This window comes from Aeromonas dhakensis (genome assembly GCF_000820305.1).
GTDB lineage: Bacteria > Pseudomonadota > Gammaproteobacteria > Enterobacterales > Aeromonadaceae > Aeromonas > Aeromonas dhakensis.
Genome location: NZ_CDBH01000045.1, coordinates 199186 through 220904, shown reverse-complemented (window position 1 = coordinate 220904; position 21719 = coordinate 199186). Strand labels below are relative to the sequence as shown.

Here is a 21719-nt window from a genome sequence, read left to right as displayed (position 1 = left end):
CCATGTTAGAAGTCATCAAGCGCTGGTATCAGACCCGCTTCTCCGATCCCGATGCCGTCACCCTGTTTCTGCTGCTGGCGGCCTGTTTCGCCGTGCTCTGGCTGTTTGGCGATCTGCTGGCGCCACTGTTGGTCGCGCTGGTGATGGCCTACCTGCTGGAGTGGCCGGTGAGCCGGCTGCAGCGGGCCGGACTCTCCCGCACCCTGGCCACCAGCCTCATCCTGCTGCTGTTCATCGCCCTCACCGCCATGGCGTTTCTCGGCCTCATCCCGACCCTGGCAAGCCAGGGGCTGAACCTGGCCAAGGAGTCCCCGGCCATGCTCTCCCATGCCCAGGACTATGTGCGCACCCTGCCGGAACAGTACCCCGAGCTGGTCGATGTCAGCCTGGTGGAGACCGTCATCGACAACATGCGCCAGCGTATCCTGAGCGGGGGCGAGCAGCTGGTGACCGCCTCCCTCGGCTCCCTCATCAACGTGGTGGCCATCCTCATCTACGCCATCCTGGTGCCCTTGATGGTGTTCTTCATGCTCAAGGACAAAGAGATATTGATGGGGGGGCTGCGCCGCTTCCTGCCGCGCAACCGCACCCTGGTCAACCGGGTCTGGGTGGAGATGAACGAGCAGATCCTCAACTACATCCGCGGCAAGGTGATCGAGATCCTCATCGTCGGGGTGGCGACCTATATCCCATTCGCCCTGATGGGGCTGCGCTACTCGGCGCTGCTGGCGGTGGCGGTGGGCTTCTCGGTGCTGATCCCCTACATAGGTGCCGCCGCGGTGACGGTGCCGGTGGCCATGGTGGCCCTGTTCCAGTGGGGGCTGACCCCCGAGTTCACCTGGCTGATGGTGGCCTATCTGGTGATCCAGGCCCTCGACGGCAATCTGCTGGTACCTCTGCTCTTCTCCGAGGCGGTCAACCTGCATCCGGTGGCCATCATCGTTGCCGTGCTGGTGTTTGGCGGCCTGTGGGGCTTCTGGGGGGTCTTCTTCGCCATTCCCCTCGCCACCCTGGTCAAGGCGGTGCTCAATGCCTGGCCCAAGCGCGAAGAGCTGCCCGCCGTGCCCAAATAATGCGATAGTCGTGCCTGGCCATCGATGACAACGGAGTGTCCATGAAGATATTGCAAATGCTCACACGGACGGGGCTGGCTGCCCTGCTCCTGACCACCCTGCCGGCCCGGGCCGATCTCGATATCGGGGCGCTCAGCGCCTTCTCCAGCGACAGCCCCGACAGCCCCATCCCCAAGGGGTTGGTGCTGGGCGGGGCCGTCATCGGCGGTCAGGCCCGCTACCAGCACCAGGATGACACCCTGCTGCCGATCCCGGGTGCCCTCTACTTTGGCGACAACCTCATGTACCTGGGGGATCGGGCCCGCTACTACCTGAGCCGCAATGGCGGCCTCTCCACCTACGCCTTCGGCCGGATGCGCTTTGGCAATCTGGATCCGGACGATGATCCCTTCCTGCACGGCCTCGACAAGCGCAAGGGCGAGTTCGAGGCCGGGATCGGGGCCGATCTCATCACCCCCTATGCCCTCTGGAGCGTGCGGGCCACCAGCGACGTGACCGGCACCAGCAATGGCCAGGAGCTGATGCTGTGGGCCAACTTCCCCATCATCCGCGGCCCGCTGCTGCTGATGCCGGGGGCCGGCGTCATGCTGCGCAGCCACAACCTCGCCAACTACTACTTCGGCGGTGTCTCGCAAGATGAAGCGAGGGCGGACAGGCCGGCGTGGAACACCGGCACCACCCTCTCCCCCATGGTCTCCCTCATCGGCAGCTATCGCTTCAACGCCAACTGGATCGGCGGCTTTGGCATCAACTACGAGCGCTATGACGGTGACATCGCGGACAGCCCCCTCGTCCAGCATCAGGGGGAACTCTATGCCGGGCTGGGGCTCGGCTATATCTGGTAACGCCCAGACCACACCCGCACCAAAGAGAAAAGGAGCCCATGGCTCCTTTTCTTGTTATCCGGCAGAGAACATTGTCACAGGCGGGCCAGAAACTCGGCCAGCGCGTCGTTGACGAAGGCAGGGTTCTCCAGCGAGGCGATGTGGCCGGCCGCCGGGATCTCCTTGAACGGGCAGCCCAGCACCTCGGCCATCAGGTAGCCTTCCAGCACTGGGCGGGCCTTGTCCTGGCAACCCGTCATCACCAGCGCGGGCAGCCTCATCTCTTCCAGCCACTCGATGCGATCTTCGCGGGTCACGAAGCTGCGGCCCACCGCCACCATGGCGGCCACCTTGTCGGCCGGCCAGGCGGCGAGACGCGCCTTGAAACCGCTCATCAGGGCGACATCCGGCTGGTCGGCAAAGAACAGCGGCGCCACCTGCTCGACGATGGGAGCCGGGATGGTGCCAAGCTGCTCGATCATGGCCAGCATACCGAGATAGCGCTCGCAGGTGATCTGGGGCTCGAGGCCGACGAAGCTGTCCATCAGCACCAGACCCTTGAGGCGCGCAGGCGCCATGCGCGCCAGCTCCACGCCCCACATGCCGCCGATGGAGAGACCCACCAGTACGAACTCGTCGATGCCGAGCACATCGAGCAGGGCCAGGTGATCGCGGGCCAGGGTCGCCAGGGTGCAGCCCCCCTCGGGCAGCGCATCGGAATCACCGTGGCCCCACAGTTCGGGCACGATGCAACGGTACTGCCCCTTGAGGGCCTCCACCTGGGGCGCCCACATGGCGCTGTCCCACAGGTAGCTGTGACCAAACAGCACGACCGGGCCCTGCCCCTCGTCCAGATAGGCCATCTGGCGGCCCGCTATCTCCATAACTTGCTTCATGTTTTCTCCTGTTGCCAACAGCCGGTGATGAGACGGCAGTGCACATCGCCATCACTGGCGTCATGTTTTTTCTATTGCCTGCCGGCGGCTCGTGAGGCGGCAGTGTAACACGACCCCCTTGGCAGTGACGCCCGCCTGGTGCAATCTGGAAAGGACTCAATAAGGAGACAATCATGCCGAAGGACAAGAGCAAGAAGCGCCCGCGCCTGGACAAGAAGACCTACGAGCACCACCTGGCCCATCTGCAGGAGGAGCTGGTCAAGCTGCAGGAGTGGGTCAAGCAGGAGGGGCTGAAGGTGGTGGTGCTGTTCGAGGGCCGCGACGCCGCCGGCAAGGGGGGCGTCATCAAGGCGATCACCGAGCCCCTCAACCCCCGGGTCTGCCGGGTCACCGCCCTGCCAGCTCCCTCTGACCGGGAGCGCTCCCAGTGGTACTTTCAGCGCTACGTGACCCACCTGCCCGCCGCCGGCGAGATGGTGCTGTTCGACCGCTCCTGGTACAACCGGGCCGGGGTCGAGCGGGTGATGGGTTTTTGCAGCGACAACGAGTATCGCGAGTTCCTGCGCGCCTGCCCCGAGTTCGAGCGGATGCTGACTCGCTCCGGCATCACCCTCATCAAGTACTGGTTCTCGGTCAGCGATGAGGAGCAGGAGAAGCGCTTCAAGGAGCGGATCAACACCCCCATCAAGCGCTGGAAGTTCAGCCCGATGGACCTGCAGTCCCGCTCGCGCTGGGTGGAGTACTCCCGCGCCAAGGACGACATGTTCACCTACACCGACACCGAGGATTGCCCCTGGTTCGTGGTGGAGGCGGACGACAAGCGCCGTGCCCGCCTCAACTGCATCTCTCACCTGCTGGGCAAGGTGCCCTACGAGGCGATCCACTACGAGCCCATCACCCTGCCCCCCATCAACACCGAAGGCTACGAGCGCCCGCCGCTCACCAGCCAGCACTTTGTGCCGGACATCACAGCCGCGCTCGAGGCCTGAGCACTGCCACCTCGCCTGCCGTTCTCGCCAAACGGCAGGCAATAAAAAGCCGGTCTTGCGACCGGCAAAAAGGCATTGAATATAAAGAAAAGGAAACCTCGGCAGCCGCCCCTTGTCAGGTGCGGATGTATTTGGCCGTGCGCGGGAAGGCTTGCTCCTTGGCATCGAACAGGTAACACGCCTCGGCCGGAATGCCGACGCTGTACTGCTGGCCGGTGGCCACGTCCACGTCGGAGCTGGCCTTGACGGTGAAGTCATGCCCAGCCACGTCCATGTAGACGAAGGATTCGGCCCCTAGGTGTTCGGCCACCTGCACCACCCCGCTCACGCGGCTGTCGGCATGGGCGTGATCGAGCGGCACCAGGTGCTCGGGACGAATGCCCAGCTCCACCTTGTCGCCAACCGCGCCGCGGCGGGCATCGACCCGCACCCGCACGCTGTCGCCCGTGGTCAGCTTGACCAGGCACTCCTGCTCGCCAATCTCCACCAACTCGCCGGCCAGGAAGTTCATCTTGGGAGAGCCGATGAAGCCCGCCACGAACTTGTTGTCCGGGTTGTGGTAGAGCTCGAGCGGGGTGCCGAACTGTTCCAGGTTGGTGGTCGCGTCCGCCTTGAGCGGGCTCAGTACCACGATGCGGTTGGCCAGGGTCATGGCCTCCACCTGGTCGTGGGTCACGTAGATGATGGTGGAGTTGAGCTCCTTGTGCAGCTTGGCAATCTCGATGCGCATCTTGACCCGCAGGGCGGCATCTAGGTTTGACAGGGGTTCGTCAAACAGGAACACCTGCGGCTGCTGCACGATGGAGCGGCCGATGGCGACCCGCTGGCGCTGACCGCCGGAGAGGGCCTTGGGCTTGCGGTCCAGCAGCGGCTCGAGACCCAGGATCTCGGCGGCGCGCATCACCCGCTTGTGGATGTTCTCCTTGTCCATCTTCTTGAGCTTGAGGCCGAAGGCCATGTTCTCGTAGATGTTCATGTGCGGATAGAGGGCGTAGGACTGGAACACCATGCCCACGTTGCGCTCCACTGGCGGCACGTCGTTCATGTAGCGCCCGCCGATGGTCAGCTCGCCGCTGGTGATGTCTTCCAGACCGGCGATCATCCGCAGCAAGGTGGACTTGCCGCAACCGGACGGACCGACGAAGACGATGAACTCCCCTTCCTTGATGGCCAGGTTGATATTGCGCAGGGTGTCCTTGTGGACAGCCGGGTCGTAATTTTTGCGAACGTTGTTGAGTACTACTTCAGCCATGTCGAGCTCCGCTCTTGAATCTTTGCAAATCGTGATGGCGGGGGGAGTCAGCTCCCCCGGCCATGAACCGTTAACCTTTCACGCCGCCGGCAGTGAGACCACCCACCAGCCAGCGCTGGGCGAGCAGGAAGACGACCGTGATGGGGAAGCCCGACAGCACGGCGGCCGCGGCGAAGTCACCCCACAGGTAGTTCTGCGGATAGAGGTACTGCTGGGCCCCGACCGCCAGGGTTAGGTTGTTCACATCCTGCAGCAGGATGGAGGCCATGGGCACCTCGGTGATGGAACCGATGAAGGCCAGGATGAACACCACCGCCAGAATGGGCACCGACAGGGGCAGCAGGATCAACCGGAACGCCTGCCACGGGGTGGCACCATCGATGGCCGCCGCCTCTTCCAGGGAGGAGTCGATGGTCTCGAAGTAGCCCTTGATGGTCCAGACGTGCAGGGCGATACCCCCCATGTAGGCCAGGATCAGGCCGCCGTGGGTGTTGAGACCCAGCCAGGGGATGTAGTCACCAATCTTGTTAAAGAGCGCATAGATGGCCACCAGTGCCAGCACCGCCGGGAACATCTGGAAGATCAGCATGCCCTGCAGGATGGTGGACTTGCCACGAAAACGCAGGCGGGCGAAGGCGTAGGCACAGGTGGTGGAGAGCACCACTATCATCAGGGCGGTGATGCCCGCGATCTTGATGGAGTTCCACAACCAGGTCAGCACCGGGAACGGCGGCGGCGTGATGCTGCCGTCGGCGTTGGTGATGGACATGCCCAGCGCCAGCTTCCAGTGATCCAGGGTCGGATTGGAGGGGATGATCTCCCCTACCGCGAAGTTGCCGTTTCTGAACGAGATGGCGATGACCATGATCAGCGGGAAGATGATCAGTGCCAGGAAGCCCCACATCACCAGGTGGGTTGCCCACACCCGGTATTTGACTGATTTGGGTTGTACGATTGCCATGTTGAAGCCTCCTTACAGTTGCTTGTCGGCTTTGGACAATTTCAGGTTGAGCAAGGCCAGCGCACCCACAATGAGGAAGATGGCGGTGGCGATGGCACTGGCCAGACCGTAGTCCTGACCACCCGAGCCCTGGAACGCGATCCGGTAGGTGTAGCTCACCAGCAGGTCGGTGGTACCGGCCGGGGTGCTGGCGCCTATGATGTCCGGCGCGCCGTTGGTCAACAACTGGATGAGCACGAAGTTGTTGAAGTTGAACGCAAACGAGGCAATCAACAGCGGCGTCAGCGGCTTCATCAAGAGCGGCACTGTGATCTTGAAGAAGTTCTGCACCGGACCGGCACCGTCCATGGCGGACGCTTCATAGAGATCTTCCGGAATGGCCTTGAGCAGGCCCATGCAGAGGATCATCATGTAGGGGTAGCCAAGCCAGGTGTTGACGATGAGGATCATCACCTTGGCCAGGAAGGGGTTGGTGTACCAGTCCGGCTTGATGCCGAACGCCGCTTCCAGGAACAGGTTGATCTCGCCGAAGTTCTGGTTGAACAAGCCCTTGAACACCAGGATGGAGATGAACGCCGGGATGGCATAGGGCAGGATCAGCATGACCCGGTAGAAGCCGCGCCCCTTGAGGGACTCCCACTGCACCAGACAGGCCAGCACCATGCCGATGGCCAGGGTGAAGCCCACCGAGCAGGCGGAGAAGATCACGGTCCAGACGAAGATCTGCAGGAACGGCGCCTGGATGCCCGGGTCGGTGACGATGCGGGCGAAGTTCTTCCAGCCCACGCTCACCACGAAACCGGGCGCCACGCTCTTGCCGACAAACTGGCCCTGTTCGTCGATGTATTGATAGAAGCCGGTGTCGCCGTTGGGCAGCATCAGCTCGCCGCTCTGGTTGTCACGCAGCAGGTTGCTGTCTTTGATCACCACCCCGGACTTGAGCACGGCACCGTCCAGCAGACGGGTGTACTGCTGTTTCTGGGCGGCGAACTTGCGCAGGCTGCTCAGGGTCAGGTGGGTTCCGCCATCCGGCAGCACCAGATCGAGTGCGCTCAGGTGGGTGCGGTGGTCGACGATGGCCCGGATGGGCGCAACCTGATCCACGGCCTCACCGGCCAGGGGTTGCAGCTGAACAACCTGTACCTTGTCATGAACCCTGCCCTCGCGGACAGCCAGTTCACGGGCCTTGTTGTTCATCAGGGTAACGGGTTGACTGATAAAGGATTGGTCGTCCTGTTTCAGCAGCAGCTGAAACTGATTGTTCTCACCACCCAGGAGGGTGAAATCGAATTCACCGCCCGCCACCTTATAGGTTTTTTTCAGATGGTAATCCCGCGCCTGCTCGATGGAGAGCAGGTTGGATCCCGAATAGTTGGTGAAGGCGATGCCGATCGTGTAGGCAAGAGGGAAGATGATAAAAACAACCATGCCAGCCACACCGGGGAAGATATAGCGGTGGGCATAGGTCTTCTTGTTCATGAAGACATACAGACCGACGGAGACCACCACCAGATCAAGCAGAGCGAATACCCACTCACCGCTGGCGTACATCATCACGGCTGCATAACCGTTGAGGATGGCTACCAGGGCAGCAATGGTCCACTTAAGCCAGGTGTGCTTATCCTTCGGACCGGCATAGGATTCGATAGAAGGTACTACTTCCATGCCAATTAACCTTTATAACGCCAAGAGAGATTTGAGAGAGTGGGAGGCCGTTGCGGCCTCCCGGGTAGTGCGTGCTTACTGAACGATACGCTTGGCAGCGGTATCCAGGGCTTCGTCAACGCTCTGACGGCCGGAGGTCACGTTCTTGAGGGCAGTTTCGAAGGAGGACCAGAAACGGCTCATTTCAGGCACGGACGGCATCGGCTCGCCATTCTGGGCGTTCACCATGGTGGCCTTGATGTGCGGATCCGCTTCCAGGGTCTTCTGGAAGGACTTCAGCGCCACGGCGCCCAGCGGCTTGTCGGCGTTGACCGGCGCCAGACCGGCATCGGTCAGCAGGTAGTTTTCCAGGAACTCGATGGCCAGATCCTTGTTCGGGCTGGCGGCGTTGATGGTGGCACCCAGCACGCCAACGAAGGCCTTGGCCGGTTTACCCTTCAGGGTCGGCAGGGAGGCAACGCCGTACTTGATGCCGCTCTTGTCCAGGTTGCTCCAGGCCCAGGGACCGTTGATCATCATGGCCACTTCGCCCTTGTTGAACTTGGCGTCCATCACACCGTAGTCGATGCCTTTTTCCAGGTGACCGGACTTGATCATCTCGGAGATGTAGCCGACACCGGCCTTGGCACCCGCGTTGTTCACGCCGGTGTCTTTCACGTCATAACCGGTAGCGGTCTTCTTGAAGGCGTAGCCACCGTTGGCAGCTACCAGCGGGTAGCTGAAGTAGGGGGTGTCATAGGCCCACATGATGGCGCGCTTGCCGCTCTTCTTCAGGGTCTCGTCAATCTTGGCGATCTCTTCGAAGGTCTTCGGCGGCTCCGGCAGCAGATCCTTGTTGTAGATCAGGCTGACGGCTTCGACGGCAACCGGATAACCGTAGGTCTTGCCATCAACGGTCATGGCATCCCAGGCGAACTGTTCAAACTTGGCTTTGGTGGCGGCATTCGGGGTCACGGGGACCAGCAGACCGGCCTTGACCCACTCACCGTAACGGTCGTGAGCCCAGAAGAAGATGTCCGGGCCGTTGCCGGTGGCAGCGGCTTGCTGGAATTTCACTTCCACCTGATCAGGGTGAGCAACCGTCACCTTGATGCCGGTTTCGGCTTCAAATTTCTTACCTACTTCGGCCAGACCATTGTATCCCTTGTCACCGTTGATCCAGATGGTCAGTTGGCCTTCGTCAATGGCGGCAGTGGCAGAGCAAGCCACACCCAGAGTAGCCAGACCGATCAGGGATGACAGCAATTTCTTTTTCATGAGCCTTTCCTTGTATTAGTTCCGCGCTGCAAGAGCATTGTGTGCGAGATGAATATTATCCCAAGCCGTTACCGCCTCACATGACGCAACTCGCATTTTTGAAACGCAATTACGTATTTTCTTCCGGAAAGTTCTGAAAACATTTTCTTATTTCAGGGGGTTAACGCCATTTATTGGCATATTTATCGCCAAATTAAGAAATTAAATTACCAAAGAGAAATAAATAAACATGAATGAAAGGGTTTTCACCTCATTGAAAACCCTTTCACAGGGATTATTCTGTTTAATTTGTTAACAAATCACCGAGTTGGTTTCGCTGCCACCTACCCCGTTAAATAAAAAGACACCGCAGCAGGCCGCGGTGTCTTTTTGCCAAAAGTGGAAAGCAGATCACATTACGACTGGCGCAACAGCTGATCCTTGAGGTTGGGCGGCACCCCCTTGATGGTCAGGGTATCGGTCTGGGAATCGTAGAAAATCCGGCTGTTGAGCAGCTTCTGCTCGAAGCTCAACGTCAGCCCGCCACCGGAGCCGACGAACTTGGTCAGCCCGCGCAGGGTGGAGCGGTCCGCCGGGAAGCGCTCTTCCAGCTCGTACTCCTGACCGATGAAGCTGTAAAAATCGAGGTCGCCCTCTCCCGCCTCTTTTGACGAGAGCTCTGCCGACAGCTCCCTGATCTCGATCTCTTCACCGGCGCTGGCCTGCTCGGTGCAATATTTGAAGACCTGTTTCTTGTAGTCGTTGCGCTCGGCCGGTTCGAGCTGGCGGCTGTCGCAATAGTCATCCACCGCCTGCAGCAGCCCCTTGTTCTGGATCTTGGCATCCATTCCCTCGCGGGCACCCAGCAGATCCATGAAGAAATCCCCCAGCTTGCGACCGACCCGGCCCTTGCTGAAGGTGATGTAACGGCGCGAATCAGCCTGGGTTTTCCATTCGGTGAGATCGATGCGGGCCACCAGGTTCAATTTGCCGATATCCAGATACTGGATGTGGCGCAGTTCCAGCGCCTCGCTGACGGTGACGCTCTCCTTGCCCTCCAGCAGGGCGATCATCAGATAATCCACACCCACGTAGTTGTACTTGGCAAACAGCAGTACGCCCTGCTCGTCGAGGGCGTGCTCCACCAGCTGCTTGACCAGCAGCTGGGTCATCTCCACCGAGAAGGGAACGAATTCGAGCTGCTCGTCCAGCAGCTTTTCCAGCGCGATGCGAAACAGGGGAGAGGGCTGCTTGGGGGCATCCTCCCCCTCCGCCAGCTCGGCGACGGCGGCCTCGGGGTCGGCGAAGAAGCCGAAGCCCTTGCCCCCCTTGCCGTTGTAAATGCGGTGCAGCTCCGCCATCAGCCCCTGTACCGCCTCATCGGCAGGCAGAAGCTGGCTGCGGGTGTCGGCGTGAGGTTGACCATCGCCGCCCTGGCGCAGGGAGTGAAGAATGATCTTGTCGATATCGAGACTCATGTCACAAAGCCATAGTGTTAGCCGAAAGGGTGAAGTATTATAAGGCGCTTTGAACCGAGATGAACCCAAGATTATGCCCATCGTATCAAAGTACAATAACGAGCAGTTTGACGCCCTGATGAACGACCTGATCACCGCCCTGGAGAAGCACAAGGCGCCGGTGGACCTCAGTCTGATGGTGCTCGGCAACCTGACCACCAACATCATCAATGGCATGGCCCCGGCCCAGCGTCAGGCGATCACCGAGAAATTCATCCAGGCGCTCACCGCCTCGGTCGATCATCGCCACGATGCTCATTGAGTCTCTTCGCATTCTTTGATGTTTTTCAAGCAGATGGATCACTATGGTCGAAACCGGCAACCCCTATCGTGATAATGTCTCTCGCCTGATCACCTGGGGGCATTGGTTCTCCTTCTTCAACATCATTCTGGCCATGCTGATCGCCACCCGTTATCTGGGGGCGATCAGCTGGCCGTCGACCACGCTCGGCGTGACCTATCTCATCATCAGCTGGATCGGTCACTTCTCGTTTCTGAGCTTTGTCACTTACCTGTTGACGATCTTCCCCCTGAGCTTCGTGCTGCCCAGGGAGAAACCATTGCGCTTCATCTCCGCCATCATCGCCACCCTGGCGCTGGTGCTGCTGCTTATCGACACCCAGGTGTTCCAGCTGTTCAAGTTCCACCTCAACGGTCAGGTGTGGCAGCTGCTGCTGGATCAGGCCCAGACCGAGGAGGGCTCGATCTGGAGCATCATCTTCGTGGCGGTGCCCACCATCTTCCTGGTGCAACTGCTGCTGTCGGCCTATGTGTGGCGCAAGATCAACAAGCGCAAGCGCCGCCAGTACGGCAATCAGGTGGGGCTGGCCCTGCTGGTCTGCTTCATCCTGACCCACGTGGTCAACAGCTGGGCCGATGCCACCCTGTATCAGCCCATCACCATGCAGCGCGCCAACTTCCCGCTCTCCTACCCCATGACCGCCAAGAGCTTCCTCGCCAAGCACGGCTGGCTGGATCTGGATCAGTACGAGAAGAAGGCCGAGTCCCAGGATGGCGACAGTGCGAGCCGGTTGCGCTACCCGCTGCGCCCGCTCAGCGTCAACGCCCCGCTGACCCACAAGAACCTGCTGATCGTGGTGGTCGACTCCCTGCGGGCCGACATGCTCAACAACATCAACATGCCCAATCTGCAGCGCTATGCGGATCAGCACCTCAACTTTGCCAACCACATGAGTGGCGGCAACGATGACGCCATGGGGATGTTCAGCCTGTTCTACGGCCTGCCTGGCCACTACTACGACGAAATTCGCAACGACAAGACCCCGCCGGTGCTGTTCGACGAGATGCTGCGCCAGGACTACCAGTTCGGCCTGTTCGGCGCGCTGGAAGATGCCCAGCAGTATCGCCAGAGCATCCTCTCCGGCCTGCGCAAGCAGGTGTTCGTCTCCGAGCAGACCGACGATACCCAGCTTGTCGGCGACTGGCAGCAGTGGCTCGCCAAGCGCTCCCCTGACCGCCCCTGGTTCTCGCTGGTCTATCTGTCGAGCCCGGGCGACTACCAGCTGCCGGCCGGCATCAAGGGCCCCTTCCAGCCGGAGCTCACCAAGTTCAACCCGGCCACCGCCTATCAGGCTGAAAACCTGCAAAAGCTGGAGAACCGCTACAAGAACTCGGTCTTCTACACCGATCAGCTGCTGGAGCAGATGCTGACCCAGTTGCAGCAGCAGGGCATTGGCGAGCAGACCATCGTCGTGGTCACCGCCAACCATGGCCAGGAGTTCAACGATACCCAGAGCAACAGCTGGGGTTATGGCACCAACTACTCGCCCTATCAGGTGCAGGTGCCCTTCGTGCTGGCCTGGCCGGGTAACGAGACCCTGCCGACGAGCCCGGTGAGCAGCCACCTGGATCTGGTGCCCACCCTGATGCAGGGGATGCTGGGGGTGCGCAACCCGCCGCGGGACTACAGCATAGGCCGCAACCTGTTCGACAACAGCCCGCGCAACTGGCTGCTGGCGGGGGATCAGCGCGACTTTGCCATCTATCAGGGCAACACCATCACCCACTTCAACAAGCAGGGTGACTTCGAGCTGCTGGAGCGCAACAGCTACCGTCCCATCAAGCACGGCACCCCGGACATGGGGGTCATGATCCAGGTGATGAACGAGCTGAACCGCTTCTACCGCGCCCCCTGAGACCCGTCCTGTATCCCTTGAAAACCCGCTCCTCGAGCGGGTTTTTTATTGCCGACATAACCTTGGCATGAGCTGCCAAATCCTCAGCCAACACCTTGCCACCCTCCCCCATTTCATCCCCCCGTCTGCCTGCCCTGCGTCCTGCAGGCGTAAACGTTGGCCCACTTTGCTACTGATGTCTTCATCATAAAATGCAGCCTGATCAGGATCATAAAAACAAAATGATAATGATTATCAATCGTTGATCTGATTGGACCTCTCTGCAATAATCCGCGGCCTTCAGGCTTAAATAATAATTATTCTCAAAATGAAAACACTACTTCACTACTGGCCCATGCTGCTGTCCGGTACAGCGCTGGCCGCCGGCGATCCCGCAGGGATAGACACCTCCGGTACCACCCCGCCCAAGGCGCGCGAGACCATAATCGTCAAGGGTCAGCGGGTCGAGCAGAAACTGTCCGACATCTCGGGCTCCATCACCGTCATCACCGAAGAGGATCTGGAGCGCCAGATAGCCACCGAGCTCACCGACGTGTTCAAGAACGAACCCGGCGTCTCGGTGACCGGCTCGGCGGGCCGGCCGCAAAACATCAGCATCCGCGGCATCGGTGGCAACCGGGTGCTGATCGTCAAGGATGGGGTCCGGGTCAGCGACGGCTTCGGTGCCGACGATCTCAACGACAAGGTGGGCCGCTTCAGCTTCGATCTCGATGACGTCAAGCAGATCGAAGTGGCCAAGGGAGCAGGCTCCGCCCTGCACGGCTCGGACGCCATCGGCGGCACCGTGGTCATCACCACCAAGCAGCCGGAAGATTACCTGCAGGGGCAGGATGGCTACCTCAGCAGCAAGGTGCTGCACGACGGCAGCAGCGACAAGCAGAAACTGAGCGCCACCGGCGCCGCCCGCTGGGGCGAGAGCGCTCACCTGCTGCGCCTCTCCGGCTGGCAGGGGCACGAGACTGCCAACTACGACCAGAGCCGCATTCCGGCGGATCTCGATGGCCTCAGCGCCTCCACCAGCTCCAGCCTGACCCTCAATCAGCACCATCTGCTGCGCCTCGAGTTCGACTACTTCGAGGACAACGCCAAGCGGGATCAGGGGCCGCGCGAAATTCCCCAGCCCGACGGCAAGTGGCAGGTGCGCCAGTATCGCGAGAATGGCAGCCAGCGCTCCCAGGGCGGCAAGCTGAGCTGGGAGGCGCAGGATCTGGGCCACCCGCTGGCCGACCGCTTTACCTGGAACCTGCACGGCAACTATGCCAAGAACACCGCCAACAAGCGCAGCCTGCTGCAAAATGACGAGCTGAGCGGCTACCCCCGCTATCGCAGCGAGCGGGAGCTGGCCACCTTCACCGAGCACCTGATCGGCAGCGAGCTGGATATCCGCCGCGATCTGGTCACCGGTGCCGTCGAGCACAAGCTGAGCTACGGCATCGAGCTGGCGCGCACCCGGCACGAGCGACCGGTGGAGAAGCTGATGCTGGAAGCCGGTATCCCCCAACCCACCCAGTCAGCCCCCTTCAGCAGCGCCCGCACCGATCGGGCCGGCATCTGGTTGGGGGACGTGGCGACCCTGGGCCAGTGGCAGTTCACCCCGACCCTGCGCATGGATCAGCAGTGGCTGAGCCCGCAGGATGGCCGGGGCGACAGCAACCACAGCTGGCACCTCTCGCCGAGCCTGGCCACCAGCTATCGCTTCAACGAGCAGTGGCGCAGCTGGCTGAGCTACGCCAACGGTTTCAGCGCCCCCTCCTACGACAAGGTGTACGGCAACATCCCCCACTACTTTGCCCTGCCGCCGTTCGAGATCATCGCCAACCCGGATCTCAAGGAGGAGACCAGCCACAGCTTCGAGTGGGGGGTGAGCGGCGAAGGGGACGAGTGGAGCATCAAGCCCGCCCTCTTCTACAACCGCTACTACAACTTCGTCGACTGGCGTCAGGTGGGCTTCCGCCTGAGCGACGGGGTCATGCTGCGTCAATATCGCAACGTCGCCAAGTCCGAGACCTGGGGCGCCGAAGTCGCCGCCAGCTACTGGCTGACCCCGCAATGGGAGCTGGCCACCAAGCTGGGCTGGGTCGACGGCAAGACCAGCCAGGGCGAATCGCCGCGCAACCTCACTCCGCTCGAGGGCAACACCCGCCTCAGCTATCAGGCCAACGACTGGAGCCTGGGGCTGCAGGCCGACTACGCCGCCGCCATGAGCCGGGTGCCCAGCTGTGGCAACAGCCTGACCCAGCAGCAGGGCGAGTGTCTGAAAACTGCCGGCTGGCTCAGCTTCGCCCTGACCGCCGACTGGCAGATCACCGACGCCCTCAAGGCCAACCTCAAGCTCGACAACCTGCTCGACACCCGCTACACCCGCTATCAGGATGTCGCCGGGCTGGAAGCAGGCACGGATGCGGGCCTCTACACCCAGACGGGCCGCTCCCTGAGCGCCAGCCTGCGCTACACCTTCGTGGGGCTCTGATGCACGCACTCCTGATGCTGGCCAGCCTGCTGGCCACTCCGGCGGCTGCCCAGCCTGCCGCCATTGCACCAGCCGGCGCCCCGAGCCAGGCCGCCGCCACAGCGGCGCCGCTCGTGGCCCCGCTTATCCCTCACCGCCCGTTGCCGATGCAGGGGGAGCGGGCCCGGCTCGATCCCTATGGCGGCTGGCGCGACGACAGCCGCCAGGATCCCGCCCTGCTGACCCTGCTGGGCGAGCAGAACCGCTGGACCGAGCAGCAGCTCGCCGCGCAGCGGCCGCTGGAGCATGCTCTGCAGGCCGAGTGGCAGGCGCAAGCACGCGGCGAGCCCATGCCGCAAGAGTGGCTGAGCGAGGCGGGCAGCCAGTGGCGGATGGAAGCCGACGGCCGCCTGTGGCAGCGAGACGGCGAGCAGGCTGAGCCCCGCCAACGGCTGGCGGCCCGCCAGCCGGCCAGCGGCTACTACGAGCTCGCCAGCTGGGCCCTGCACCCGAACGGGCGCTGGCTGGCCCTGGCCGAAGATCTGCAGGGCGATCGGGATTACCGCATCACCCTGCTCAACTTGGCCGACGGCCAGCCCCTGGCCACCCTGGCGCACCGGGCCAGCGATCTGCTCTGGAGCCTGGATGGCAAGACCCTCTACACCATCGCCAACGAACCTCGCACCCTGCGCCCCTGGCAGCTGTGGGCCTGGCGCGATGGCAAGGAGCAGCAGATCCACCAGGAGGCGGATCCTGCCTGGCTGCTCAGCCTCTATCGCACCACGGATCGGCGCCACCTGCTGCTGCAGAGCAACAACCACGACAGCGCCGAGCAGTACCTGCTGGACGAGGGCAAACCTGCTCTGCTCAAGGCCCGTCAGGCTGGCCTCGAGTACTACCTGGATACCCAGGGGGAGCGGGTGCTGCTCAAGAGCAACCGGGACGGTGCCCTCGGCCTCTATCAGGTGGCCGACCTGAGCCAGGTGGCCAAGGGTGAGTGGCAGCCGCTCTGGTCTGGCGAGCAGAGGAGCCTCGAGAAGTGGCGCCTGTTTGTCGACTACACGGTGCTGCAATATCGCCACAAAGGGGATGACTGGCTCGACGTGCTGGATGACCGCGGCCGGCTCATCCATCGTCTGCTGCTGACCGAGGGGGCCGGCACGGCCTGGATCCAGGGTGCCCACGACCCCGCCAGCGGGCAGATCCTGATCCGCCGCCAGGGCATGGCCGAGCCGCCGCACCAGCGCCTGCTCGATCTCGCCAGCGGCCGCTGGCTGCCGGATTCCCGGACCGCCCTCCCCTCCCCCTACCAGAGCGAGCGCCGCTGGGTGGTGGGTAAGGATGGCGTCAAGGTGCCGGTCTCCCTGGTGTGGCGCAAGGACATCCACACCCCCAAGGCACTGCTGCTCTACGGCTATGGCGCCTACGGTACCCCCATGCGCCCCTACTACCAGCCGCAGGTGCTGAGCCTGCTGGATCGCGGCTTCGTCTACGCCATCGCCCACGTGCGCGGCGGCGGCATGCTGGGGGATGAGTGGTATCTGGCGGGGCGCGGTCGCCACAAGCAGCACAGCGTGGACGACTTCCTGACCGTGGCCGCTGCGCTGGCCCGGGATCCCGCCATCGATCCCGCCCGGCTGTTCGCCATGGGCGGCAGCGCCGGCGGCCTGCTGGTGGCGGCGGCCCTCAACCAGGCACCGACCCGTTTCGCCGGGGCCGTGTTGCAGGTGCCCTTCGTCGATCTCATCGGCACCATGAGCGATCCCGAACTGCCGCTTACCCGCCAGGAGTACGCCGAGTGGGGCAACCCGGCCATTGCCGCCGATTACGCCGCCATGAGCCGCCTGAGCCCTTACGACAACCTGCATGCGGCCCCCTATCCCCCCGTCTATGTGACGGCCGGGCTGCACGACAGTCAGGTGCCCTACTGGGAGCCGCTCAAGTGGGTGGCCCGCCTGCGGGAACACAGCACGGGAGCGGGCCCCTATCTGCTCAGCACGGCCCTCGACGGCGGCCACCGCATAAGCCCTGCCAATGCGCGCCAGCAGGCGGCCCGCGAGTACGCCTTCCTGCTCACCCTGGCGGGCGCCCGCCGGTGATCCCTTTTCTCATTTTTGTGTTGGAGTAAACCATGAAACCCTCTTCCCTGGCCCTCTGGCTGGCGGCAACCCTGCTCTCCCAGCCGCTGCTGGCGGCCGAGCTGCTGTTTGTCGATGAACAACCGCTGACCACCACGCCGAAGCTCTGGCTCGAACAGCGCCTGGGCGTGAGCCTGGCCCCCGACTACGAGCGGGCCAGCCTGCTCGGCCATCACTACAGCTTCCGTCAGTTGGTCAACGGCCTGCCGGTGGCAACCATCCAGGCCGCCGTCAGCATCGATACTGCTGGCAAGCCCTGGCGCATCTATCACAACAGCCGGCCGCTGCAGAGCAGCGAACCCGGCTGCGACGCAACCGGCACTCTGGATCCCTTGCTGGATCAGCTGCGCGATGGCGGCAGCGAGATCGACACCCTTGGTCCGGTCGAAGCCTGGTACTGGCGCGACGGTGACACCCTGGTGCCAGCCCTGCGCCAGCGGGTACGCGAGCATCAGGCGGGCAACGCCAAGGCCAGTTATGTGCAGCTCTTCGCCAGCTGTGACGGCAGCCGCGAGCTCGGTCGCTGGATGGATGCGGCCACCACCCAGGCCAGCCGCGTCGCCGACGCCGGCGACACCCAGCTGGAGGCTCGGGTATTCGATCCGGATCCCCGTACCCAGCTGCGCGACGCCAGCCTGGTCTGGCACGAAGCCCTGCAACTGGCGGACGCCGCCTATCAGGACAAGGTACCGCTGCCGGTCACCCTGGCGGGCGGACGCTATCTGCTGAGCGGCCCCCACGCCCGGGTGGTGGATGCCATGGAGCCCGCCACAGCCCCCTTCAGCGCCGACAACCCGCAGGCGTTTCGCCTGACCCGCGATGATCGCGGCTTTGCCGACATCAACGCCTACTACCACCTGGATCTGGCCCAGCGTCACCTCAAGCGCCTCGGCTTTAGCGACCTTATCCCGGGGGCGCTCGACATCGACACCGAGGCCGGCTATCAGGACAACTCCCTCTATGATCCGTTCGAGCGCCGGCTGGAGCTGGGCCGCAGCGGCGTGCCCGATGCCGAGGATCCCATGGTGATCTGGCACGAGTTCGGCCACGCGGTGCAGCATCACATAGTGCCGGATCTCGGGGACGAGGCGGACTGGGGCGCCATCGGCGAGGGTTTCAGCGACTACCTGGCCGCCAGCCACCGCCAGCGCAGCGAAGCCGGCCGCCAGTTTGAACCCGCCATGGTGTTCAACTGGGATGCCCGCTTCACCGACCGCACCCCGCGTCAGCTGGATGATCTGCGTGCCCGCTACCACCCGGATTACAACTACCCGGCACACCGCACCATCAACGGCAGCAATGGCGACCAGCTGTGGGGCACCCCGCTGTTCCAGGCGCTGCTGGCCGCGGTCGCCGAGCAGGGCGAAGGGGCGCGGGACGAGTTTGATCGCCTGATCATCGAGTCCCACTTCGGTCTCGGCCCGGCCATCCGCATGCCGCAGCTGGCCCGCATCACGGTGGATACAGCCGCCCGGCTCTACCCGGCGCGCCCCTATGCCAGGCTGCTGGAGCAGGCGTTTCGCCAACACGGTCTGCTGCAGGCACCGGTCAATGTGGGCCTGGGTGATGGTAGCGTCATCGAGCTGGGGCAGCGCCAGTCGGTACAGCTGACCCTCACCAACCAGAGCAAGGCGCCGGTGACCCTGAACGAGCTGGCCCTCCAGCTGCCAAGCGGGCTGCAGGCCGATCCTTACAGCTGGCAACCGGCGACCCTCGCGGCGGGTGCCAGCATGACCACCACCCTGCGCCTGCTGGCCCAGAGCCCGCTCGCCTGTGGCGACGAGGTGGCGCTGCCGGTAAGCCTCGCCATGAGCGGCACCAGCCCGACCGAGCGCCAGTGGCAGCAGTCGCTGACCCTGCCCATCGGCGCCCCCATCGTCAGCCGCGCCAACGGTCAGCCGCTCACTTTGAGCGATGCCATCAGCGACGAGGTGCGTGGCCTCAGCGAAACCAGCCTGCTGATAGAGAGCAGCGAGGCCAGGGTGAGCGACCGGCTGCAACTGAACCTGGATCTGCAACACCCGGCGCTCGATGAGCTGGAGATCTGGCTCAACTCCCCCTCCGGCACCCGCATCCAGATCTGGGACAAGGGCTACAGCCCGCTGCCACGCCTCAAGGGGGTGTTCCCCACCGAGCTGCTGCCCCTGCAGCCCTTCAGCGCACTGGAAGGCGAGCCGCTGGCCGGTCGCTGGACGCTGGAGATAGTGGACAGCAAGCCCGGCAATCGGGGCCGCATCAACGGCTGGAGCATCAGCCAGCGCACCGGCGCCCAGTGCAGCAAGCCGGTCACCCCGCCCGATGACGGCATCATCCACTTCCAGGTGGACGACAGCAGCGGTGGCGGGGCAGCCAACCTGCTCTGGTTGCTGCCGCTGGCCCTCTGGCGCCGCCTGCGCCAGCGCACCTGAATCCACCCCATCCATATATAAGAAGAGGGGGCCAAGGCCCCCTCCCCAAGGACTAGAGATGACACCACATTACTCCCGCCTGGCCTGCCTGCTGGCCCCCCTGCTCACCGCCTGTGGCGGTGGTGGCTCGGACGAGGCGCCGCTGGCGGTTCCCGACTACAGCCTGACCGTGACCCTGCCCGAAGCCGGCACCCTGTGCGTCAACCTCAACCAAAATGCATCTTGTGATCCGGGGGAGCCCAGTGTCAGCGGCGCGGCCGGTACTCACCGGCTGAGCGGCAGCGCCCCGGCCCTGTTGACCAGCACCTTGCTGTTCTTGCCAGGCAACCCGGCCGCCCCCGTGCTGCTGCATCCCGCCGCCCGGCTCGATGATCAGCACCTTACCCCCAGCCCGCTCAGCACCCTGCTGCAATACCGCATCGCCGAGGGGCAGCCCCCGAGGCAAGCCCTCGGCGAGCTGCTCAGTGCGTTGGCACCGCTGCAACCGGGCCAGGATCTGGCCGCCCTCTCCCGGCTGAGCGACTTCAACCTGGCGCTGGGCCAGCTGCTGCAGGCGGTCGTCGAGACCGATCTACAGGCCCAGGAGGACTTCTCCACCGCCACCCTGCATATGCTGGTGTGGCCTGCCATCGGCAGCCTGCTGCCCGAGCTGGCCAGCCACTTTGCCCTGCATGGCGAGCTGGCCAGCCAGCAGGCAAACGTCCGCGCCCGGCTGCTGCAACAGCACTCCCATCCACTGATCACCGGCAGTGGCGTCACCACCTACACGGACGGGGTCGACTACCTGCTCACCCAGGAACCCGCCGACCACCCGGGGCAGGAGGCCAGCCTCAACAAGGCGCCGCTGCGCTATCGCAAGCTCGACGGCAAGGGGCAGCCGCTGGCCGATGACGCCCCCGCCTGGGAGTGCGTGGAGGATCTCAACACCGGCCTGGTCTGGGAGAAGAAGCTCGATGATCCCGCCAGCCCGCGGGATCTGCACCGCACCTTCGCCTGGGAGCTTGACGACTATCACCCCACCCAGCAGGAGCTGGACTACGCCTGCCCGGATGGCGAGGCCATCTGCACCACGGAGCAGTACCGCCAGTGGCTCAACGCCCAGCAGCTGTGCGGCATCACTCACTGGCGCATGCCCCACTCGCGCGAGCTGATGAGCCTGCAGCACTACGGCTCCCTCGCCCGCCAGGACGACCAGCCGGTGAGCATGGACGTGCGCTACTTCCCCGATGTTGGCACCACCAGCAAGGATTTCAGCGGCTACTACTGGAGCCAGACCTTGACCCCTTCGCGCCGGCTGGAGAGCGCCCCCATCAGCGCCATCGCCCACATTTTCCTTGGCGATGACGCCGGCACCGACTACGCCACCACAGTTCAAAACAGCGATGATGCCAACGGTCTGCAACTGCGACTGGTGGCGGAGGTAACCCGATGAACCGCTTGATGTTGACCCTGCTGCTGACCCTTGGCAGTCCCCTCGCCCTGGCCACCGCCATCTGTGATGACAACATGCCCAGAACCAGCCCCACCGCCCGCTTCATCGACCGCGGCAACGGCACCGTCACGGATCGCTCCACCGGCCTGACCTGGATGCGCTGTCAGCTCGGCCAGACCTGGCGCAACCAGAGCTGCCAAGGCGAGCCGACCCGGCTTTACTGGCAGCAGGCCCTGCTGACCGCCGAGCGGATCCGTACCGAGCCAAGCCATGCCCTCTACAACTTCGGCGGCCACGGCGGCTGGCGCCTGCCCACCATCAAGGAGCTGGCCAGCGTGCTGGAGTCCGCCTGCTACAAGCCGGCGCTCAACGAAACCATCTTCCCCCGCGCCATGGCCGGTGACGGCAAAGAGGTGAACGACGGCTACGTCTACCTCTGGTCCTCCACCCCGGTGCCGGCCAGCAAGGGGGTCGCCTATCTGGATATCACCAGCGGCGCCGTCGGCATGCGGGCCCCCGGCGCCTGGGCCAAGCAGGTGCTGCTGGTGCGCTGATGGAGTCGGGTGGCCAGGGGATCCCGATGAACACAGGATCCCGGCTGGCCACCCGCCTTTGCGGCCCGGCCTGTCGCTCGGCGGATCTGCGCCCTGTCAGAAAATAGCCAGAACACGTCATTGTGTGCCGGATCTGCATCATTTTACGCAGTTTTTACGTAGCAGATCG

At 63.4% G+C, this 21719-nt stretch carries 16 protein-coding genes; 10 read left to right on the top strand and 6 right to left on the bottom strand.

Annotation, left to right across the window (positions count from 1 at the left end):
- Positions 1 to 2 precede the first annotated feature (2 nt).
- The gene (locus BN1143_RS12415) at positions 3 to 1073 is read left to right on the top strand and encodes an AI-2E family transporter (RefSeq protein ID WP_017786655.1); all 1071 of its coding nucleotides are present in this window, start codon (positions 3 to 5) and stop codon (positions 1071 to 1073) included.
- Positions 1074 to 1129: 56 nt separating this feature from the next.
- On the top strand, positions 1130 to 1918 hold the full coding sequence (locus BN1143_RS12410) for a MipA/OmpV family protein (protein WP_010634368.1): 789 nt from the start codon (positions 1130 to 1132) through the stop codon (positions 1916 to 1918).
- A 74-nt stretch (positions 1919 to 1992) separates the two neighbouring features.
- Here BN1143_RS12410 and BN1143_RS12405 read toward each other — a convergent pair whose 3' ends face one another.
- Positions 1993 to 2793, bottom strand: coding sequence for an alpha/beta fold hydrolase (locus BN1143_RS12405; RefSeq protein ID WP_042050843.1), 801 nt, complete (start codon positions 2791 to 2793; stop codon positions 1993 to 1995).
- Between the two features lie 173 nt (positions 2794 to 2966).
- Here BN1143_RS12405 and ppk2 point away from each other — a divergent pair, with 173 nt between their 5' ends.
- Positions 2967 to 3782, top strand: a complete 816-nt coding sequence (ppk2, locus tag BN1143_RS12400; protein ID WP_005299604.1) for a polyphosphate kinase 2 — start codon at positions 2967 to 2969, stop codon at positions 3780 to 3782.
- 115 nt (positions 3783 to 3897) lie between these two features.
- Here the strand turns inward: ppk2 and BN1143_RS12395 are convergent, their stop codons facing one another.
- The 5 genes from BN1143_RS12395 to yejK form a co-directional block, all read right to left on the bottom strand.
- Positions 3898 to 5034, bottom strand: coding sequence for an ABC transporter ATP-binding protein (locus BN1143_RS12395; protein WP_005299602.1), 1137 nt, complete (start codon positions 5032 to 5034; stop codon positions 3898 to 3900).
- Between the two features lie 70 nt (positions 5035 to 5104).
- Positions 5105 to 5995 carry a maltose ABC transporter permease MalG gene (gene malG / locus BN1143_RS12390; protein WP_005299600.1) on the bottom strand — a complete coding sequence of 297 codons (891 nt, stop codon included), beginning with the start codon at positions 5993 to 5995 and terminating at the stop codon, positions 5105 to 5107.
- A gap of 12 nt (positions 5996 to 6007) precedes the next feature.
- Positions 6008 to 7660 (bottom strand): maltose ABC transporter permease MalF, encoded by a 1653-nt coding sequence (malF, locus tag BN1143_RS12385; RefSeq protein ID WP_005299595.1) that lies wholly within the window; start codon positions 7658 to 7660, stop codon positions 6008 to 6010.
- 75 nt (positions 7661 to 7735) lie between these two features.
- Complete coding sequence (malE, locus tag BN1143_RS12380) at positions 7736 to 8917, bottom strand: maltose/maltodextrin ABC transporter substrate-binding protein MalE (protein ID WP_005299593.1); 1182 nt, start codon at positions 8915 to 8917, stop codon at positions 7736 to 7738.
- A 395-nt stretch (positions 8918 to 9312) separates the two neighbouring features.
- Positions 9313 to 10374, bottom strand: a complete 1062-nt coding sequence (yejK, locus tag BN1143_RS12375) for a nucleoid-associated protein YejK (protein WP_042050842.1) — start codon at positions 10372 to 10374, stop codon at positions 9313 to 9315.
- Between the two features lie 73 nt (positions 10375 to 10447).
- Between yejK and BN1143_RS12370 the strand changes: the two genes are divergently transcribed.
- The 7 genes from BN1143_RS12370 to BN1143_RS12340 all read left to right on the top strand — a co-directional run bounded on the left by BN1143_RS12370 (position 10448) and on the right by BN1143_RS12340 (position 21550).
- Positions 10448 to 10675: a YejL family protein gene (locus BN1143_RS12370; RefSeq protein ID WP_005299589.1), complete on the top strand. Its 228-nt coding sequence runs from the start codon at positions 10448 to 10450 to the stop codon at positions 10673 to 10675.
- Positions 10676 to 10718: 43 nt separating this feature from the next.
- Positions 10719 to 12569, top strand: coding sequence for a DUF3413 domain-containing protein (locus tag BN1143_RS12365; protein ID WP_042050841.1), 1851 nt, complete (start codon positions 10719 to 10721; stop codon positions 12567 to 12569).
- Positions 12570 to 12876: 307 nt separating this feature from the next.
- Complete coding sequence (locus BN1143_RS12360; protein ID WP_042050840.1) at positions 12877 to 15039, top strand: TonB-dependent hemoglobin/transferrin/lactoferrin family receptor; 2163 nt, start codon at positions 12877 to 12879, stop codon at positions 15037 to 15039.
- A complete protein-coding gene (locus BN1143_RS12355) occupies positions 15039 to 17117 on the top strand; it encodes a prolyl oligopeptidase family serine peptidase (protein WP_042050839.1) in 2079 nt (692 codons plus the stop codon). Before BN1143_RS12360 ends, BN1143_RS12355 begins: the two co-directional genes overlap by 1 nt.
- Positions 17118 to 17149: 32 nt before the next feature.
- Positions 17150 to 19564, top strand: coding sequence for a proprotein convertase P-domain-containing protein (locus BN1143_RS12350; protein WP_042050838.1), 2415 nt, complete (start codon positions 17150 to 17152; stop codon positions 19562 to 19564).
- A gap of 58 nt (positions 19565 to 19622) precedes the next feature.
- Positions 19623 to 20996 carry an Lcl C-terminal domain-containing protein gene (locus tag BN1143_RS12345; protein WP_042050837.1) on the top strand — a complete coding sequence of 458 codons (1374 nt, stop codon included), beginning with the start codon at positions 19623 to 19625 and terminating at the stop codon, positions 20994 to 20996.
- The gene (locus tag BN1143_RS12340; protein ID WP_005299575.1) at positions 20993 to 21550 is read left to right on the top strand and encodes an Lcl C-terminal domain-containing protein; all 558 of its coding nucleotides are present in this window, start codon (positions 20993 to 20995) and stop codon (positions 21548 to 21550) included. Before BN1143_RS12345 ends, BN1143_RS12340 begins: the two co-directional genes overlap by 4 nt.
- Positions 21551 to 21719 lie beyond the last annotated feature (169 nt).

Coding starts and splice junctions, on each gene's coding strand:
- BN1143_RS12370 (WP_005299589.1), top strand. CDS start 10,448: ATGCCCATCGTATCAAAGTACAATAACGAGCAGTTTGACGCCCTGATG.
- BN1143_RS12360 (WP_042050840.1), top strand. CDS start 12,877: ATGAAAACACTACTTCACTACTGGCCCATGCTGCTGTCCGGTACAGCG.
- ppk2 (WP_005299604.1), top strand. CDS start 2,967: ATGCCGAAGGACAAGAGCAAGAAGCGCCCGCGCCTGGACAAGAAGACC.
- malF (WP_005299595.1), bottom strand. CDS start 7,660: ATGGAAGTAGTACCTTCTATCGAATCCTATGCCGGTCCGAAGGATAAG.
- BN1143_RS12410 (WP_010634368.1), top strand. CDS start 1,130: ATGCTCACACGGACGGGGCTGGCTGCCCTGCTCCTGACCACCCTGCCG.
- yejK (WP_042050842.1), bottom strand. CDS start 10,374: ATGAGTCTCGATATCGACAAGATCATTCTTCACTCCCTGCGCCAGGGC.
- BN1143_RS12345 (WP_042050837.1), top strand. CDS start 19,623: ATGACACCACATTACTCCCGCCTGGCCTGCCTGCTGGCCCCCCTGCTC.
- BN1143_RS12365 (WP_042050841.1), top strand. CDS start 10,719: ATGGTCGAAACCGGCAACCCCTATCGTGATAATGTCTCTCGCCTGATC.
- malG (WP_005299600.1), bottom strand. CDS start 5,995: ATGGCAATCGTACAACCCAAATCAGTCAAATACCGGGTGTGGGCAACC.
- BN1143_RS12395 (WP_005299602.1), bottom strand. CDS start 5,034: ATGGCTGAAGTAGTACTCAACAACGTTCGCAAAAATTACGACCCGGCT.
- malE (WP_005299593.1), bottom strand. CDS start 8,917: ATGAAAAAGAAATTGCTGTCATCCCTGATCGGTCTGGCTACTCTGGGT.
- BN1143_RS12355 (WP_042050839.1), top strand. CDS start 15,039: ATGCACGCACTCCTGATGCTGGCCAGCCTGCTGGCCACTCCGGCGGCT.
- BN1143_RS12405 (WP_042050843.1), bottom strand. CDS start 2,793: ATGAAGCAAGTTATGGAGATAGCGGGCCGCCAGATGGCCTATCTGGAC.
- BN1143_RS12415 (WP_017786655.1), top strand. CDS start 3: ATGTTAGAAGTCATCAAGCGCTGGTATCAGACCCGCTTCTCCGATCCC.
- BN1143_RS12350 (WP_042050838.1), top strand. CDS start 17,150: ATGAAACCCTCTTCCCTGGCCCTCTGGCTGGCGGCAACCCTGCTCTCC.
- BN1143_RS12340 (WP_005299575.1), top strand. CDS start 20,993: ATGAACCGCTTGATGTTGACCCTGCTGCTGACCCTTGGCAGTCCCCTC.